The 17,741-nt window shown below is 43.9% G+C and carries 14 protein-coding genes and 2 pseudogenes; 7 read left to right on the forward strand and 9 right to left on the reverse strand.

Features of this window, described 5'->3' with window-relative positions; genetic code table 11:
* Positions 1-187, forward strand: a pseudogene (locus tag A6D97_RS14235) (copper homeostasis protein CutC); the annotation flags it as partial.
* Positions 188-333: 146 nt separating this feature from the next.
* Positions 334-597 (forward strand): annotated as a pseudogene (locus tag A6D97_RS14240) (hypothetical protein); the annotation flags it as partial.
* Positions 598-606: 9 nt separating this feature from the next.
* Here A6D97_RS14240 and phoU read toward each other — a convergent pair.
* From phoU to A6D97_RS14260, 4 genes are all read right to left on the reverse strand, one after another.
* Entirely contained in the window at positions 607-1,305 is a 699-nt protein-coding gene (phoU, locus tag A6D97_RS14245; protein ID WP_009848270.1) for a phosphate signaling complex protein PhoU, read from the reverse strand.
* 74 nt (positions 1,306-1,379) lie between these two features.
* Entirely contained in the window at positions 1,380-2,198 is an 819-nt protein-coding gene (pstB, locus tag A6D97_RS14250; protein WP_009848269.1) for a phosphate ABC transporter ATP-binding protein PstB, read from the reverse strand.
* On the reverse strand, positions 2,199-3,908 hold the full coding sequence (gene pstA, locus A6D97_RS14255) for a phosphate ABC transporter permease PstA (RefSeq protein WP_029235348.1): 1,710 nt from the start codon (positions 3,906-3,908) through the stop codon (positions 2,199-2,201).
* Between the two features lie 111 nt (positions 3,909-4,019).
* On the reverse strand, positions 4,020-6,236 hold the full coding sequence (locus tag A6D97_RS14260; protein WP_065584662.1) for an ABC transporter permease subunit: 2,217 nt from the start codon (positions 6,234-6,236) through the stop codon (positions 4,020-4,022).
* A gap of 200 nt (positions 6,237-6,436) precedes the next feature.
* Between A6D97_RS14260 and ppk1 the strand changes: the two genes are divergently transcribed.
* The gene (gene ppk1, locus A6D97_RS14265) at positions 6,437-8,533 is read left to right on the forward strand and encodes a polyphosphate kinase 1 (protein WP_065584663.1); all 2,097 of its coding nucleotides are present in this window, start codon (positions 6,437-6,439) and stop codon (positions 8,531-8,533) included.
* A complete protein-coding gene (ppx, locus tag A6D97_RS14270; protein ID WP_017068609.1) occupies positions 8,524-10,035 on the forward strand; it encodes an exopolyphosphatase in 1,512 nt (503 codons plus the stop codon). Before ppk1 ends, ppx begins: the two co-directional genes overlap by 10 nt.
* A 77-nt stretch (positions 10,036-10,112) precedes the next feature.
* Here ppx and A6D97_RS14275 read toward each other — a convergent pair whose 3' ends face one another.
* The 3 genes from A6D97_RS14275 to phoB are packed head-to-tail and all read right to left on the reverse strand — an operon-like array spanning position 10,113 to position 13,108.
* A complete protein-coding gene (locus tag A6D97_RS14275; protein WP_032548820.1) occupies positions 10,113-11,090 on the reverse strand; it encodes a phosphate ABC transporter substrate-binding protein PstS family protein in 978 nt (325 codons plus the stop codon).
* A complete protein-coding gene (gene phoR / locus A6D97_RS14280; protein ID WP_004740365.1) occupies positions 11,087-12,385 on the reverse strand; it encodes a phosphate regulon sensor histidine kinase PhoR in 1,299 nt (432 codons plus the stop codon). The genes A6D97_RS14275 and phoR overlap by 4 nt, the downstream gene beginning before the upstream one ends.
* Positions 12,386-12,418: 33 nt before the next feature.
* Positions 12,419-13,108: a phosphate regulon transcriptional regulator PhoB gene (gene phoB / locus A6D97_RS14285; protein ID WP_004735064.1), complete on the reverse strand. Its 690-nt coding sequence runs from the start codon at positions 13,106-13,108 to the stop codon at positions 12,419-12,421.
* Between the two features lie 194 nt (positions 13,109-13,302).
* Between phoB and rdgC the strand changes: the two genes are divergently transcribed.
* The 3 genes from rdgC (at position 13,303) to A6D97_RS14300 (ending at position 16,131) form a co-directional block, all read left to right on the forward strand.
* On the forward strand, positions 13,303-14,217 hold the full coding sequence (rdgC, locus tag A6D97_RS14290) for a recombination-associated protein RdgC (protein ID WP_017062534.1): 915 nt from the start codon (positions 13,303-13,305) through the stop codon (positions 14,215-14,217).
* A gap of 206 nt (positions 14,218-14,423) precedes the next feature.
* Positions 14,424-15,842, forward strand: a complete 1,419-nt coding sequence (gene yegQ / locus A6D97_RS14295; RefSeq protein ID WP_065584664.1) for a tRNA 5-hydroxyuridine modification protein YegQ — start codon at positions 14,424-14,426, stop codon at positions 15,840-15,842.
* A gap of 34 nt (positions 15,843-15,876) precedes the next feature.
* Positions 15,877-16,131 (forward strand): YfhL family 4Fe-4S dicluster ferredoxin, encoded by a 255-nt coding sequence (locus tag A6D97_RS14300; protein WP_004735061.1) that lies wholly within the window; start codon positions 15,877-15,879, stop codon positions 16,129-16,131.
* Between the two features lie 42 nt (positions 16,132-16,173).
* On the opposite strand, the gene A6D97_RS14305 is transcribed toward A6D97_RS14300, so the two are convergent.
* Together A6D97_RS14305 and mepA are read right to left on the reverse strand one after the other, a co-directional pair.
* Entirely contained in the window at positions 16,174-16,482 is a 309-nt protein-coding gene (locus tag A6D97_RS14305; protein ID WP_017062536.1) for a hypothetical protein, read from the reverse strand.
* A gap of 273 nt (positions 16,483-16,755) precedes the next feature.
* The gene (gene mepA / locus A6D97_RS14310) at positions 16,756-17,595 is read right to left on the reverse strand and encodes a penicillin-insensitive murein endopeptidase (RefSeq protein WP_029235577.1); all 840 of its coding nucleotides are present in this window, start codon (positions 17,593-17,595) and stop codon (positions 16,756-16,758) included.
* Positions 17,596-17,741: the final 146 nt, after the last annotated feature.

Consider the following 17,741-nt stretch of genomic DNA (forward strand, 5'->3'; position numbering starts at 1 on the left):
GAATGCCAAAATGATTCAAAGCGCTACCCAAGTACCTGCTCTTCACCTTTCAGGTAAATCGACAAGGCCGAGTCTAATGGAAAACAACTCAAGTGCTCAAATGGGCAGTGATAATATTGATGAGTATCAGATCCCAGTGACAGATGCGAGTAAGATATCTGATGTGAGAGCCGCCCTCACCGCTTAGGGCAACAGTCGCCAGCATAAATCCAGAGAACCTCGCTGACTAATCTAACTGACTGACGTATATTAGATTTAATAGCGCAGAAAATTTTCATGGATAGATATGGCTAAAGACTTATTCAGCTCTCTTGATTTAAACCTGTTACGAAGCAAAACATGTTTGGAAGAAACCAAATCCACGGCTTTCAGGCTGAAATTGGCGTGGCAAGTTATGACGGTACGAAAACGCGCTCAGGCGAAGTAGAAGAGAAAACAACACATGGTATAAGCCTAGGCGGGGCCTACGTTTACCAAGCGACACCAATGCTTGGATTACGTGCTGGTGTTGATATGAATATTTTTGATCACAACAAAACCTTTGTGCCTTACGACACAACGGTCAATTTCAATCTTGGTGCCATTATTAGCTTCTAAAGATAAGCTCTATTTTAGTGCGTCATCAAGGCTTTGATCACCGAGGTGACGTACATCTTTACCCTTCACAAAGTAAATAATGTATTCGCAGATATTTTGGCAGCGGTCTCCCACTCGCTCAATCGCACGAGCTGACCACATCACCTGCAAAATATTAGGGATGTTCTTAGGGTCTTCCATCATATAGGTCATTAACTGACGAATAACGGCTTCGTATTCCGCATCCAACTTATCATCAAGTTTGTGAACTTCAGCAGCCGCATCAACATCCATACGAGCAAAAGCATCTAACACTTGGTGAAGCATGGTGATTGCCTGACGGCAAAGAGGCTCTAACGAAACATGGAATTTTTGCTCTTTGGTTGAAGGGATCTCAATAGCACCTTGCGCAATTTTAGAAGCAACATCGCCAATACGTTCCAGATCGGTAATCGTTTTGATGATCGCCATAATCAAACGCAGATCCTTCGCTGTCGGCTGACGCTTTGCAATGATTCGAGTACACGCCTCATCAATCGACACTTCCATCGCATTCACTTTGTGGTCATCACGAATCACTTTTTTGGCCAATTCAACATCGTCTTTATGAAGCGCCTGCATTGCAAACGAGAGTTGCTGCTCCACTAACCCGCCCATGGTCAATACATGAGTACGGATCGATTCTAACTCGACATTGAATTGCCCTGAAATGTGGCGACCGAAATGCATACTTGCTCCTTGAAAGAAATGAAGAAAGCCATTTTTGTAGAGTGACTTAGCTCTAGATGACACCTTTGGAGAGGTTAGCCATATCTACCAGTAATGTAGTCTTCCGTCTGGTTTTTCAATGGAGACGTAAAAATTGAGTCCGTATCTGAGTACTCGATCAATTTTCCCATATGAATAAAGGCAGTATGGTCACTTACACGCGCGGCTTGTTGCATGTTGTGGGTAACAATCACCACTGTGTATTGCGTTTTGAGATCGTTGATCAACTCTTCAATCGTCAAAGTAGAAATCGGATCGAGTGCCGATGTCGGCTCATCTAACAACAGCACTTCAGGCTCAATCGCAACCGCACGAGCGATAACCAAACGCTGCTGTTGACCGCCAGATAAACCAAAAGCATTCTCATGCAACCGATCTTTCACTTCATCCCATAACGCAGCAGCGCGCAGAGAGCGTTCAACCGCATCATCAAGGTCTCGGCTGTTGCTAACGCCTTGTAGCCTCAAGCCATAAACCACATTCTCATAGATAGATTTAGGAAAAGGGTTTGGACGCTGGAATACCATACCCACACGGCGTCGTAAGGTCGCAACATCCACCTTAGGGTGATAGACGTTCTTGCCATGAAGCTTCACTTTCCCGGAAACCTTACAGCCTTCAACAAGATCGTTCATGCGATTAATGCAGCGCAGCAGAGTCGACTTACCACACCCAGAAGGGCCGATAAACGCCGTCACCTGCCCCTTCGGGATCTGCATCGAGATATCATCAAGTGCTTGGCTCTCTTTATAGTAAAGATTTAGCCCTTCGATCGAGATAGCAATTTGCTCATCCTTCAGATTGTGAACATCAAGTGGTGCTTGGTAACCCAAGGTTTCATTAATCGAGAACATCTAATCTTGTCCTAAGGTTCGGTATTTTTCACGCAAGTTATTACGGATATTGATGGCTGTTAAGTTCAACCCAACAATCACCGTAACCAATAAAAATGAAGTCGCATACACTAAAGGTCGTGCCGCTTCGATATTAGAGGTTTGAAAACCAACATCATAGATATGAAAGCCTAAATGCATGAACTTTCTATCTAAGTGTAAATACGGAAACTGACCATCGACTGGCAAGCTAGATGCCAATTTAACAACACCCACCAGCATAAGTGGTGCAACTTCCCCCGCGGCTCTCGCGATTGCCAAAATTAAACCAGTGATAATCGCTGGACTTGCCATCGGTAAAACAATGCGCCAAAGCGTCTCAAATTGAGTCGCACCAAGAGCTAATGAACCGTGCCTCACTGCACTAGGAATACGCGTTAAGCCCTCTTCCGTGGTTACGATAACGACTGGAAGCGTCAAGACCGCTAAGGTTAGTGCTGACCAAAGTAGACCCGGCGTACCAAATGTCGGTGCTGGCAATCGCTCTGCATAGAACAACGTATCAATCGAGCCACCAATGGTATAGACGAAAAAGCCTAAACCAAAAACGCCATACACAATCGACGGTACACCCGCCAAGTTAATCACGGCGATACGAATTAAACGTGTTAGTGCGTTGTTTTTTGCGTATTCATGAAGATATATCGCAGCGACTACCCCAAGAGGCATCACGACGATCGACATGAGAATAACCAACAGTACTGTGCCAAAAATAGCAGGAAACACACCGCCTTCAGAGTTTGAGTCTCGTGGGTTCTCTGATAAGAACTTCCAAACTTGTTTGCCCCAGTGCCCAACCTTTTCTAGGTAAGACATATTATTTGGGTACCAATAATCCAGAATGTGACTTAGCGAAATCTCGACCTGCTCGCCTGTCATATCCTCAACGAGTAAGCTTTCGACATTAAGTTGCGTTCTAAGGTGCTCAAGCTTAACTTCGGCTTCACCTAACTGGCGGTTTAATTCCAGTTTAGTTTGAGTATAGGTTTTAAGGTATTCATCGCTCACTGACTCATTGAGTTCAAGCTTACGCTTTTCTAAGCGCAGGTTTTCCAATTGCCAGCTGATATTGCGAATTTCTTGGTTCACGACACGCGACGTTTCTTTACGTAGCGCATCAGCGAACGCCAAGCCTTGTTCGAGCTTTTGGTCTATGTTCGAATCAAAGGTGCCAGAAGCGGTTTTAAAACCCACCGGCTTACCAAAGAAATAACCACCTCGACTTCGTTCAATCACAACCCAATCAAGCGGGGTAGTGGGTTCACGTAAGTTAACATCCAGAATAGAAACAAAGTCCGCAGGGTACAGTTCTCTGTTAGCAACTTTGATGCTTAAGCGCTGTATCAGCCCAGTCGACAAATTTTGAGGAGATAAAAGGTCATGGACTTGTGGAACTTGCTCTATCGGGATGTATTTTCGTTCATATAACTGACCAACCAATACATCTTGTTTTGATACGGTTTCGTCAAGATCGACCACTAGCGATAAGTCTTTGGAGTCAACTTGCCATTGATACAAAGGTGCGGGCCAAAAATAGGTTAAGCCCTTCCAACCAATCAGCAGCATTAGGCCAAGAACAGAAAGCATACTGATGCTCACCGCCCCGCCCGTAAGCCAGATCCACGGAGAGCCCGATTTAACCCAAGATAATAATGACTTCAGTTTATTCATCATGATCGACCTTGCTCTTGGCGTGCTGAAATCAAGGAGCTGCAAAAATCAAGAGACACGCTAGTCAAGCCACTAAAAGCCATTGATACACATTGAGGCAAACCTTTAAAACTACAGCGCACGATATTTATCTCTCAGTCTTTGTCTAACCCACTCAGCAACTGAGTTCACCGCGAATGTAAAGATAAACAGCAAGAGTGCAGCCAAGAACAGCAAGCGGAAATGAGAACCACCCACTTCTGATTCTGGCAGCTCAACAGCAATCGTTGCCGATAAAGTTCTCATCCCTTCCAAAACATTCCAGTCAAGAATTGGGGTGTTACCTGTCGCCATCAAGACGATCATGGTTTCACCAACTGCTCGCCCTAGGCCCATCATAACCGCAGAAAAGATACCTGGACTCGCCGTCAATAGCACCACATAAATAAGCGTCTGCCACGCCGTCGCACCCAACGCTAATGACCCATCAGACAAATGTTTAGGTACAGAGAAAATAGCATCTTCAGCAATAGTGAAAATCGTTGGGATGACCGCAAAGCCCATAGCAAAACCAACCACTAGCGCATTGCGTTGGTCAAAGTCGATACCATAGCTAGCCAAGAAGGTACGAATATCACCACCAAATAACAAGGCTTCAATGTTGTTTCCACCAGCAAACACCGCAACCACTGTAATCACCAATACCGGAATCAATATCAGAGCATGCCAACCGTTAGAGAAGCGACCCGTTACCCTCTTCGGTAAACAGAACCAAACAAGTCCAGTCAACAGTGTGCTCAGTGGTAATAGCATCATTAATGAGAAGACAGCCGTTAAATGTGTTTCAACGATTGGAGCAAACCAAAGCCCAGCCAAAAATCCGATGATCACGGTTGGAAGAGCTTCCATCAGCTCTATCGAAGGCTTCACCACTCTTCGCATGCGTGGAGACATAAAGTAAGCGGTGTAAATAGCTCCGAGCACAGCAACCGGCACGGCAAACATCATCGCAAACAGAGCTGCTTTGATAGTACCGAATGTGATAGGTACTAAACTGAATTTCTCTTCAAAGTCATCATTCGCCGAGGTTGATTGCCAAACATATTGTGGCTCAGGGTAGCTTTCGTACCAGACTTTTTGCCAAAGCGATGAGAATGATATTTGTGGGTATTCATTATCGACCTTAGCCACACTGATGGTGCCATCAATCAGCGTCGCCAGATGCAGTTCATTGGCAGACATAGCCGCTAATTGTGGTGATTTATCAAATGCACGCTCGAACAGTGACAGCTTTTCACTGGTCGTATAGTGACTTTGTAATGTGCCGTTCTTATAGAAGCTATAAAAACCCTTTCTATAAGTATCAGGAAGAATAAATTGCACTTGTTCAGCAAGTTGGAAGTCTCGAATATGGGTCAGGCTACGCTTTTCATCTTTGAGTACATCGAACCATTGAGAAACCTGTCCGTCCTCATGCGTAACCAACAACGAGTATGCGCCAGACAATAAATCGATGCTTTTCACGGAATGCTTCGCATCATTTAAGCTAAGATCAATCACTTCACGAACATCAAAACCGTTATCTGATAGTTTCAAAACAACCAAATCCGATTGTGCTCGTAGGTATAAGGTTTGCCCATCAGGTGTGACAAGCAGTTGCTGCTGCAAGCCCAACTTATCCGATAGCCATTGGCTCTTCTGAAAAACATACTGACCAGTAAGGTCACTCTGATACCACTTAACCAAGACTCGTTGGTCACTTAACTGCGCGGCAACCGTAATCCCACGTCCATTCTTAGAGAACGCGAATTTGTCGATCGTCGCCCCATTTGAGGGTTCATCATTTAAAAATGGTTCTGGGAGATCGATTTGCTCAATTTTAGGATCGGCTTCACTGCCCTTTTGCAGCACAGGCGCACTATACTCAGGATAGAAAAAAGTAAGGTTGCTTGCACTATCGGCAAAGGCAAACCAGTTTTCTGATGGGGTATTTCGAGAGAAGGCAACAGGATTGGCTAAAACATTTCGCTCAAAGTAAGAGTGTGTATTTTGAGACTCTAAATCCCAAAACTGCACCAAGCCAGATTTTTCGATAGTAAATGCATGCTGACCGTATTCATCAACAGATAAGGCGATAGGCTTTTCTACAGCAACGGTCTTTACGGCTTGGTCTGTCTCTAAACCAGTATCAGAAAACACCGGTAAAATGACCATCGCCAAGTAAACAAAGATCAATACCAGAGCAGCTAGAACACTGACGGCACCACATGTCACTGAAAAACGGACGAGACGATCTTTCAACCATCTTTTTTTGTCACGCTCTTTCAATGAAAATTGGGCTGAAGCCATCTGTTTATCTACCTTTTTTTAGCTACTGACATAATATGTACGTTAGATGACAATTATATTACAAGTTACGTTAAACAACTGAAACTAATAACAAGTTTGTTGACCATATTTCTTAAAGTAAGATCATAGATTTTGTGAATTTTGTCATTCTAAATTAAAGTAATCAGCTCTATAGCCAGCACTCAAGGATTATCATCTCGATGGAAAAAGACTATGTCACAAAAGAACTTAGCTGGTTATCCTTCAACGAAAGAGTGCTCCAAGAAGCGGCAGATAAGTCAGTCCCCTTAATCGAAAGAGTTCGTTTTTTAGGTATTTACTCGAAAAACCTCGATGAGTTTTACAAAGTCCGATTTGCTGACGTGAAACGAAAGATCTTACTTCAAGATCCACAGCTAACCTCCAACTCGCCGAAAAGCCTACTGACTAAAATGCAGAGCAAAGCAAGCAAGCTCGATGCTCAATTCCATGAACTGTATAACGACTTGCTATTGGAATTGGTACGCAATCGTATTTTTCTGGTCAACGAACAACAAATCAGCGAAGAACAAAGTGGCTGGATAAAAAAGTACTTTAAGAAAAAAGTGCTGCCACACTTAACTCCGATTCTCTTGAACGAAGATAGCCAGTTACTTAATATTCTCAAAGATGAACAAAGTTACTTAGCCATCGACATCGAGCGTGATGCATCATCTCAATATGTCTTACTCGAAATCCCATCAGAAGCACTCCCTCGATTTGTTAAGTTACCGGAAACTTCGGGTTCGCAGCGTACAACTTTGATCTTGTTAGATAATATAGTTCGATTTTGTTTGGATGACTTACTTAAAGGATTCTTTGAGTATGACTCATTGCGTTGTTTTGCGATAAAAATGACACGTGATGCCGATTATGATCTGCAAGAGGACAATGAAAATAACCTATTAGAATCGATGTCTTTAGGTTTAGAACAGCGCTTAACGGCACTGCCGATACGTCTGATCTATGAATCTGAAATGCCAACTGAAATTCTCAACTTCTTACAAGTCAGACTTAAACTGTCTGACTATGACAGTGTCATCGCAGGTGGTCGCTATCATAACTTCAAACATTTCTCTGAGTTCCCAAGCCTTAACCGACGTGATTTAGTTAATCGTCCTCTACCCGCGATTAAGTGCGCGCATTTCAGCCATTACCCAAACTATTTCGAAGCGATCAAAGCTCGCGACATCTTACTGCATTATCCTTATCACACCTTTAGTCACATCACTGAACTGGTTAGGCAGGCTTCCTTTGACCCGAAGGTAACCTCCATCAAAATAAACGTTTACCGTGTTGCGGAAGGCTCAAAACTCCTCAGCTCGATCATCGATGCGGCGCACAATGGCAAAAAGGTCACTGTGGTTGTCGAGCTGCAAGCACGCTTTGATGAGCAAGCCAACATTCAATGGACCAAGAAACTTCAAGAAGCGGGTGTAAAAGTCATCCATGGCATCCCAAGTTTGAAGATCCATTCCAAGTTGCTGCTCATCAAACGAAAAGAAGGCAAGCATACCGAGCATTATGCCCATATTGGCACTGGCAACTTCCATGAAGTTACAGCGCGCGTGTATACCGATTTCTCTCTGCTCACTGCGAATGAAGATTTGACTCAAGAGGTGAGACAAGTCTTTAAGTATATTGAAAACCCTTATCAAAAGTCCCAGTTCAAGCAACTGATTGTGTCACCAAAGAATACTAGAAAACGTCTGTACCAATTGATAGATAATGAAATACAAAACGCGATAGAAGGTAAACCTGCAAGCATCACTCTAAAACTCAACAACTTGGTCGATCGAGAGATCATTGAAAAGCTCTATCAGGCTAGCCAAGCCAATGTAAAAGTGAGAATGGTCATTCGCGGCATGTGCTCTCTTGTCCCTGGCATACCCCACATCAGTGATCATATTGAGATAGTCAGTGTGGTCGATCGTTTCCTCGAACATCCGAGAGTGATGATATTTGGTAACGCTGGAAAGCCGAAGGTCTATATATCTTCCGCTGACTGGATGACACGAAATTTTGATCACCGCATCGAAGTTGCAGCTCCAATTTTAGATCCAAAGATCAAGCAAACCATTATCGATATCACCGAGTTTCATTTCGATGACAGCAACAAAGCTCGAGTGCTAGACCAAGCGATGAGCAACTCTTACACACAACCACCAGCAAACCTACTTGATTACCCGACGTCACAACTCTCCACTTACCACTATATTAAACGTATGGAGAAACTTGCTCGCAAGAAGTACAAACAAGAGAAGAAATCATGCCGCTAATTGATAACAAACATTCTCGATGTATTGCCGCTATCGACTTGGGTTCGAACAGCTTTCACATGGTGGTTGCCCGAGTATTCGATCAACACCTGCAATTAGTCAGCAGACACAAACAGAAAGTGAGATTAGGTGATGGATTGGATGAACGTAACGTCCTATCTGAAAGCGCTATCGAGCGAGGCCTAGAATGCCTCAAGGTGTTCGCAGAACGACTGGCGGATTTTGAGCTTGATGATGTCAGAGTTGTTGCGACTCATACCCTAAGAAAAGCCAAAAACGCTAAAGACTTCTTAGAGCAAGCCAAGCCACTGTTTCCTTTTCCAATAGAGATCATTTCCGGTCAAGAAGAAGCTCGAATAATCTATAACGGAGCAGAACACACTCAAACCGCTTCTGAATCTAAGTTGGTTATTGATATCGGTGGAGGGAGTACGGAACTCGTCGCCGGACAAGGCTTTACTCCTCTAATTATGCGCAGTTTACCGATGGGATGCGTCAACTTCACTCAACGTTTCTTTGCTGACGAAGGGCTAACTTCGCGACACTTCTCAGATGCTTATACCGCAGCTACTCGTCTATTGATGCCATTGATTGAAGAATACACAAAAGCCCCTTGGGAAATCGCTTTTGGCTCATCTGGTACCACGAAATCAATAAAAGAAGTACTCATTGGCTTAGGGTTCACCGATGGTCTCATTACGCCCCAACGCCTGTCCTATTTAAAGAATCACTTATGTGAGTTTTCATCATCCAACACCGTAAATCTTTCAGGCTTAAGTGATGAGAGAAAGCCTGTGTTTGCTGCAGGCGTCACCATTCTTTCAGCAGCAATGGATACGCTAGACATCAAGGAGTTACATTTTTCTGATGGTGCCCTGAGAGAAGGCGTTCTTTATGACATGGAGGATAGGTTTAAAGATATTGATATTCGAACAAGAACTGCCGAAACGCTCGTCTCTCGATACCATGTAGACGTAACTCATGGCGAGAAAGTGAAAGTGCTCGCTCTTTCATTGCTGAAACAAGTACAGCCTCAAGTGACAACTGCGGTCACTAATGAGCTGTATGATCTGCTTGGTTGGGCTGCAGTACTTCATGAGGTAGGACAAAGCATTGCATTCCAAGGCTATCACCGCCATTCGGCTTATCTGCTTAAGCATACGACAATGCCAGGCTTTAATACTGAGCAACAACGCCTTATATCAGCATTGGTTCGCTATCAAAGAAAAGCGCTCAAACTACAAGATTTGCCGGAACTTTCTCTGTTTACTCAGCAACAAGTCACCCTGCTGATTCGTATATTGAGACTCGCTATCTTACTCAACCGTCAGCGAAATCAAGCACTGGCCCCAGACGTGACTCTAACGATTGAACAACAGGATAACTGGGAATTGAAAGGAACTAACAGCGATTGGTTGGCCCAAAACCAACTGCTTGATTATGAGCTCAGAGAAGAGCAACAACGTTGGCAAAATGCAGGATGGTCGTTAAAGCTAAAATAACGAACAGTCAAAATTAAAACAGCCTGCGACGCGCAAGCTGTTCATACGTTTCTTATCTAAGTTTATCGCAGCCTGAATTAGAGCCCGACTTTTGCCAACTCTTGCTCTGCGAACTCAGACGGTATTGCTAAATAGCCATCTTTCTCTACAAGTTCTTGTCCTTGCTTTGAGAACACAAAAGTGAGGAACTCTCTTTCAACGGGAGAAAGCGGTTTATCTGGGTGTTTGTTCACGTATACGTAAAGAAAGCGTGATAGAGGGTAATCACCGCTCAAGATATTCGCTCGAGTCGGCTCTACATAATCAGAACCATGCTCAGCAATAGGAATTAACTTAACGCCAGCGACACGATAGCCAATACCTGAGTAGCCAATCCCACTGATGGATGAAGCGACCGACTGAACGACTGAAGCCGAACCAGGTTGCTCATTCACACGATTTTTAAAGTCACCGCCGCACAGTGCATTCTGTTTGAAGTATCCATAAGTCCCCGATACAGAATTGCGACCGAACAATTGGAATCGATGTTTCGCCCATGGCTGATCGATTCCGAGATCTTGCCAGTTATTGAGGGGCCTTGTTGCTCCGCAGCGTAATGTCTCAGAAAAAATGCCATCAATCTGACGAAAATTAAGCCCCTCAATAGGGTTATCACGATGCACAAAAAGCCCAATCGCATCGATAGCAACTCGCAGTGCTGTTGGCTTATATCCATGCTCCCTTTCAAATGCTTCAATTTCTCGCAGGCGCATCGGACGACTCATTGGCCCTAGATGTGCAGTCCCTTCGGTTAAGGCTGGAGGAGCAGTAGAAGAACCCGATGCTTGGACTTGAGCGTTAACATTTGGGTAGTAGGACTTGAACTCTTCCACCCATAACGTCGTCATACCCGCTAAGGTATCCGAACCGACCGATAATAAGCTCCCAGAAATTCCCGGAACCTTAGAATAATCAGGAAGAGAATCGACACCCTGTTCGGCATGCACAGGGTTAACTAAAGCAAACGCTAATAATGAGCTGACTGGAAAATGCATCCTGCGTATCGAACAACTCATGATACGGTCAGTCGATTTGGTAAAGTAAAATGGAAACGACTGCCGACGCCCACTTCACTTTGAATTTCGAGATGTGAATCGTGGTGGCTAAGCGCATGCTTTACAATCGCTAATCCAAGACCACTACCACCGGTATCACGAGAGCGGGCTTTATCTACACGATAGAAGCGCTCTGTGAGTCGATGTAAGTGTTGAGGCTCAATACCATCACCAGTATCTGACACATCTAAGCACGCGCCTTGGCTGGTTTGATACCAACGCACTTTGACCGTTGCACCTGCGGGTGTGTATTTAACCGCGTTATAAACCAAATTCGATATCGCACTTCTCAATTGGTCTTCATCGGCAAGAACTCGTAGGCTCTTATCGATATCAAACTCAAGCTTATGTTCGCGCTCACCGCTAAGGCTCGCCGCTTCTTTCTCAAGAACCTCAAGCATCGCCGGAACGTTGACCACTTCATCCAACTCATGCATTGGCGCCGCTTCAATTTTCGAAAGCGTGAGTAGTTGATTAACCAAACTGTTCATTCGATTGAGCTGCTCAGTCATTACGCCATGCGCCTTGGTCCACATTGGGCCAACGATCATGTCTGGATCTTCGGTCATTTCAAGGTAACCTTGAAGGACGGTCATCGGCGTACGCAATTCATGAGAAACGTTAGCGAAGAAGTTACGGCGCATGCCTTCTAACTGCTTAAGCTGGGTCACATCACGTACCACCATCAGGTGTTCACCCTCGGTATACGGCACAATACGCAGCTCGAGCATACGCTCCACATTCAATGGAGAAGGCATCTCTAATGGCTCAGAGAAATCTTGCTTATTAAGGTACTTAATAAAATCTGGAGTACGAATCAAATTCGAGATCGGTTGACCTGAATCATCTGGCCAACGAAAGCCCAGCAAATACTGAGCTAGCTTGTTACACCAAACGATATTGCCTTCACCGCGAAATACCACAACGGCATCGGGAAGCGATTCTGCACCGTTACGGAAACGGCGGATAAGGTTAGTCAGTTCTTTGCGTTTGCGACGCTGTCTCTGCTGCATACGATAAATACCGTTAAACAGAGATTCCCAGTTCCCAGAGCCTGAAGGTGGAGTTAGACGCTTCTCATCCCACAGCCATGCGGACAAACGCATTTGGTTGTGTAGATGCCAGCCGAGCTGCAATACCGTAGCAGCCAGCAGCAACCAAGGTAGGTAACCGAATATCCATCCGACTAAAACCCATGGTGCGTAAAAAAAAGCCAGCTCCCAAGCCAGCTTTTTCCAGGTTAACTTTTCAACCATTCAGGACTCCGTAAACTGGGCAGCGAAGCCACATTAAGCCTTTGTAGAAAAACGGTAGCCAGCGCCACGAACCGTTTGGATTAGCTTATCGTGACCTGCAGACTCAAGCGCTTTACGCAGGCGTCGAATATGTACATCAACCGTTCGGTCTTCAACGTAAACATTGGTACCCCAAACGTTGTTAAGCAGCTGCTCTCGGCTGTACACACGCTCTTGGTGAGTCATAAAGAAATGCAGCATTTTGAACTCTGTTGGTCCCATATCAACTGGACCTTCGCTTGCGGTAACACGATGAGATACTGGGTCTAGCTTAAGACCTTGTACATCAATCACATCTTCTAGTGCAGTAGGCGTTACACGGCGGATAACCGCTTTCAGGCGAGCAACGAGCTCTTTTGGCGAAAACGGTTTGGTAATGTAGTCGTCAGCGCCAACTTCTAAACCGCGAACCTTATCTTCTTCTTCACCACGAGCTGTTAGCATCACCACTGGGATGTTGCGAGTTAACTCTTCACGCTTCATGTGCTTGATAAAGTTTATCCCGCTACCACCAGGTAGCATCCAATCTAGTAATACTAGATCTGGGAAAGGTTCACATAGCTTGTTTACCGCTGTATCGTAATCTTCAGCCTCTACTGCTTGGTAGCCTTTTTGTTCAAGTACAAAACACAGCATCTCACGAATAGGTGCTTCATCTTCAACGACCAGAATCCTTCTCGACATAATTGAATAGCCTTTGTATTTAATCAACGCATTGCATTATCGGAGTTAATTATGACACTTTTGTGACCTTTGAAAACAAATTTTCATATAACTGTCTCAAACGTTTCACTTTATAATTTTTGATACAGAGCTAAGGACAAATCGAATTAGATCTCATATCATGAGGCACTTCTAAAAAGGTATGAGAAAAATATATGTGGTTTAAAAATTGCCTAGTCTATCGCTTCAACCGTGATATTGATTTCAACGCAGATCAGCTAGAGAAACAACTTGAAGAATTCCGCTTTACTCCTTGTGGTAGCCAAGACAAACAGAAGTTTGGTTGGGTACACGCAATGGGTAGACATGGCGATATGATGACGCACGTATCAGAAAACCGCATTCTTATCTGTGCAAAGAAAGAAGAGAAAATGCTACCCGCTTCTGTGATCAAAGAATCATTGAACGCAAAAGTAGAAACGCTTGAGGCAGAGTCTGGTACCCCTCTGAAAAAGAAAGAGAAAGACAGCCTAAAAGAAGACATCATCATTGATCTACTTCCTCGAGCATTCAGCCGCAGCAACTTCACTTACGCGCTGATCATGCCAAAAGAAGGTTTCATTGTGGTTGATGCGAGCAGCTACAAAAAAGCAGAAGATGTATTAGCATTGCTACGTAAGACAATGGGTAGCCTGCCAGTAGTGCCAGCTATCCCAGAGCAAGCGATCGAAACGACTCTTACAGAATGGGTGAAATCAGGTGATACGCCACAAGGCATCACTATGCTTGATGAAGCAGAACTAAAATCTATTCAAGAAGACGGCGGTATTGTTCGAGTTAAGAAACAAGAACTAGAAGCTGATGAGATTAAAAACCACATCGAAGCCAATAAGATGGTGACGAAACTTCTTATCAACTGGCAAGACCGTATTGAATTCATTCTTGCAGAAGATGGCAGCATCAAACGCCTAAAATTCAGTGATGAGCTCAAAGACGAAAACGACGATATTCCTCGTGAAGATCAAGCTGCGCGTTTTGATGCGGACTTCTCTCTACTTTGTGGTGAGTTCAGTGTTTTCCTTCCAAACCTATTTGAATCATTAGGCGGGTTAACTCAACCTAACGCTTAATCAGTCAAACTATAGGCTCAGGTGCTAACGGTATCTGAGCTTATTTCTCACTAAGTTCTCACTTATATCTGCCTCTAGACCCTCTTGTTAATGTCATTGCTATCTTTAGGGCTATCAACCAAACTCATTTTAGCGTAAAATTTGCGCCCCTTTGATATCACTTGGTGGTATCAACCTGACTTGAGATCAGATTAGAGAACGAAGCAATGACTACACAAAAACCATTTGTACCTGAACTATTATCACCGGCAGGAAGCCTCAAAAACATGCGTTACGCATTCGCCTACGGCGCAGATGCAGTATACGCAGGCCAGCCACGTTACAGCCTTCGTGTTCGTAACAACGAGTTCAATCACGAAAACCTACAAATCGGTATCGATGAAGCTCATGCTCAAGGCAAAAAGTTATATGTTGTATGTAACATTCAGCCGCACAACTCTAAATTAAAAACATTCATTCGCGACCTCAAACCAGTTGTAGACATGGGCCCTGACGCGCTTATCATGTCAGATCCTGGTCTTATCATGATGGTTCGTGAAGCATTCCCTGAAATGCCAATCCATCTTTCTGTTCAAGCAAACGCAGTAAACTGGGCGACCGTTAAGTTCTGGTCAACTCAAGGCGTTGAGCGTGTGATCTTATCTCGTGAGCTATCGCTTGAAGAGATCGAAGAGATTCGCGAACACTGCCCAGAAACAGAGCTAGAGATCTTTGTTCACGGAGCTCTTTGCATGGCTTACTCAGGCCGTTGTCTGCTTTCTGGTTACATGAACAAGCGCGATCCAAACCAAGGTACTTGCACCAACGCTTGCCGCTGGGAATACAAAACAGAAGCAGCGAAAGAAGACGAAAACGGTCAGATCGTTGAAGCAAACCCTACTGGTGTTGCTATTCAAGAAGTAGAAACGCAAGACATTGAAGTTCAAGATGAGCGTCCAGACAACACACTAGGCCTTGGTAAACCAACAGACGAAGTGGTTCTGCTTTCTGAATCACACAAGCCAGAAGAGAAAATGGCAGCGTTTGAAGATGAGCATGGTACTTACATCATGAACTCAAAAGACCTTCGTGCAATCCAACACGTTGAGCGCCTAACGAAGATGGGTGTTCACTCTCTGAAGATTGAAGGTCGTACTAAGTCTTTCTACTACTGTGCACGTACTGCTCAGGTTTACCGTAAAGCTATTGACGATGCAGTGGCAGGCAAACCATTCGATGAAAGCCTAATGGGTACACTAGAGAGCCTAGCTCACCGTGGTTACACTGAAGGCTTCTTACGTCGCCATACACACGATACATACCAAAACTACGAGTACGGTTACTCTATCTCTGACACTCAACAGTTTGTTGGTGAGTTCACAGGTAAGCGCCGTGGTGACCTAGCGGAAGTAGAAGTGAAGAACAAGTTCCTAGTAGGCGACAGCTTAGAAATGATGACACCGAAAGGTAACGTTGTTTTCAAACTAGAAGTTATGGAAAACCGCAAATCTGAAGCGGTCGACGATGCGAAAGGTAACGGTCACTTTGTATTTATTCCTGTACCAGCAGATCTAGATCTAGAGTACGGCTTGCTGATGCGTAACTTGAGCGAAAGCCAAGATACACGTAACGCATCAGGCAAATAATTTTTACTTAAGCGACTTACTTGAGAAGAAAATAATGGCTCTGTTAATTACTGACAAGTGCATAAACTGCGATATGTGTGATCCTGAATGCCCAAATGGTGCAATCACTATGGGCGACAGCATCTTCGAGATCGATCCTGATTTATGTACAGAGTGTAAAGGTCACTATGAAAAGCCAACATGCCAGTCAGTGTGTCCGATTACAAAATGCATCATCACTGACCCAAACCATATTGAAACTGATGACGAGCTACTTGAGAAGTTTGTTATCATTCAAGGCTTGACCTAAAAGAAGAAAGGTTCAACTTAACCATAAGTTGAACCTTTTTTTTCATCCTGATTTTCCGATTGGATAAATATTGCAGAAGAGCTCTTTTTCAAATTGATATTCGAGTCGTTCTCGCCAGTTTATTGATTGAGCTATAGGAACAAGATAAAAGTTTTCCCTGCTGGTATCGGTCACAAATGCCATTCCATACTGCATCAATTCATAGTGAACATCATTTACGAAACTAGGGTCTAAACGTTGTCTGCCTGTTAGCTGATTGATGTCATCTCTTGAAATTGAAATACCCGAGCTTTCAGCGTTGAACCTATGTCTTAACCATTCTGAAAATTCCTTCGCACAAATCATAGTCATAGTCTTATCCTTGAATTATTTATCGACGGGTATCAGACTCTGATTTCGCATACTGCATATAAGCCGCATCTTTCACCCCAAAACACTCAATCCCTGACCAAACCTTGTCAAATTCGCCATCGCCCTTGCTGATACCGTTATTGCTTTTATTAATATCAAACGATGTTCTTAATCTCGTGTTTATAAACTCTAGACAAAAGTGTGATATTTCTCCAGTTTTAGAGTCGACAAAACCAGTGGCAGTACCACTGTAAAAAGCCTCGATGAACAGGATTACTTATTCGATATCAAGGCCAAACACTGACTTGGCATCACTTTAACTTTTTTCTTTTTCTTAGTTTTCGCTACTTTTTTAGGAGGTGGAACTGGAACAGTCTTTGGAGCCCAACTTGCAAGTTCATCTCCACAACCGTCACCTTTAGGAGGGCTCGCTTGAGCTATGCAGTTTGAACTGCCTTCAGGACACTTTAAACGAACGTGGAAGTGGGAGTGGTGTCCCCACCAAGGTCTTATTTTGCCTAACCAAGCTCTATCATTAGCGTCAGAGTTTTCTTGTTCACAAAGGGTTTGCTTGATCACTGGATGAACAAAAATACGCACCACTTTTTCATCTTTCGCCGCATAACGAATAACTTGAAAATGATCATCGGTCCAATTCGATTCACGCAATTTGTAGTTGGTAAGATCCACAACGCTCACAGGTTTAGGCACAGCTAATTCGTTCTCTGACAACCTCTTACTGGTTAACCTTAGCCATATATCAATATCTAACCCTGTTTGATGACTTGAATGACCTGAAGAAAAGCGCCCTCCTCTGGGAAGAGAAATATCACCGATCAATAAATTAGTATTGAGCTTCTCGCTGGTCGTGACTCCTAACCTCTCAATAAACTTTATAGCTTCTGTATGGCCATAGTAGCGCTCTCTTTGAGGGCGAATGATCTGATACCCCAAACCATTAATAGGCAAAGCCTGCGCGCCGTCTAGACAGCCATTGGCATAGCTTCCAATTGATGAGGGTGAATTTTTAGTAGGGTGACTCTCTTTTTCCCACGAAGTTGCTGATAGAGAAAATGAACAAAAGAATACAACCAGTGCAAAAAAGAACCTCATAATAATCCCAAATTACTGACGCTTACTCATTATATTAGTCGCCATTTAGGATTAGGTGCATATCGTACTTAAGTTTTTGGTGGTAGCTAGTGAATTATACCAATTAAAGTAAAAATGTGATCTAATTAAGATTGATGAATTATTGT

The organism is Vibrio sp. ZF57 (assembly GCF_001691235.1).
GTDB classification, from domain to species: domain Bacteria; phylum Pseudomonadota; class Gammaproteobacteria; order Enterobacterales; family Vibrionaceae; genus Vibrio; species Vibrio crassostreae_C.

What these genes read in the sequence shown, in the direction of transcription:
- A6D97_RS14305 (WP_017062536.1), bottom strand. Translation starts at nt 16,482, where the DNA reads ATGACTATGATTTGTGCGAAGGAATTTTCAGAATGGTTAAGACATAGG.
- phoB (WP_004735064.1), bottom strand. Translation starts at nt 13,108, where the DNA reads ATGTCGAGAAGGATTCTGGTCGTTGAAGATGAAGCACCTATTCGTGAG.
- yegQ (WP_065584664.1), top strand. Translation starts at nt 14,424, where the DNA reads ATGACTACACAAAAACCATTTGTACCTGAACTATTATCACCGGCAGGA.
- A6D97_RS14275 (WP_032548820.1), bottom strand. Translation starts at nt 11,090, where the DNA reads ATGAGTTGTTCGATACGCAGGATGCATTTTCCAGTCAGCTCATTATTA.
- ppk1 (WP_065584663.1), top strand. Translation starts at nt 6,437, where the DNA reads ATGGAAAAAGACTATGTCACAAAAGAACTTAGCTGGTTATCCTTCAAC.
- ppx (WP_017068609.1), top strand. Translation starts at nt 8,524, where the DNA reads ATGCCGCTAATTGATAACAAACATTCTCGATGTATTGCCGCTATCGAC.
- pstA (WP_029235348.1), bottom strand. Translation starts at nt 3,908, where the DNA reads ATGAATAAACTGAAGTCATTATTATCTTGGGTTAAATCGGGCTCTCCG.
- A6D97_RS14260 (WP_065584662.1), bottom strand. Translation starts at nt 6,236, where the DNA reads ATGGCTTCAGCCCAATTTTCATTGAAAGAGCGTGACAAAAAAAGATGG.
- mepA (WP_029235577.1), bottom strand. Translation starts at nt 17,595, where the DNA reads ATGAGGTTCTTTTTTGCACTGGTTGTATTCTTTTGTTCATTTTCTCTA.
- A6D97_RS14300 (WP_004735061.1), top strand. Translation starts at nt 15,877, where the DNA reads ATGGCTCTGTTAATTACTGACAAGTGCATAAACTGCGATATGTGTGAT.
- pstB (WP_009848269.1), bottom strand. Translation starts at nt 2,198, where the DNA reads ATGTTCTCGATTAATGAAACCTTGGGTTACCAAGCACCACTTGATGTT.
- phoU (WP_009848270.1), bottom strand. Translation starts at nt 1,305, where the DNA reads ATGCATTTCGGTCGCCACATTTCAGGGCAATTCAATGTCGAGTTAGAA.
- rdgC (WP_017062534.1), top strand. Translation starts at nt 13,303, where the DNA reads ATGTGGTTTAAAAATTGCCTAGTCTATCGCTTCAACCGTGATATTGAT.
- phoR (WP_004740365.1), bottom strand. Translation starts at nt 12,385, where the DNA reads ATGGTTGAAAAGTTAACCTGGAAAAAGCTGGCTTGGGAGCTGGCTTTT.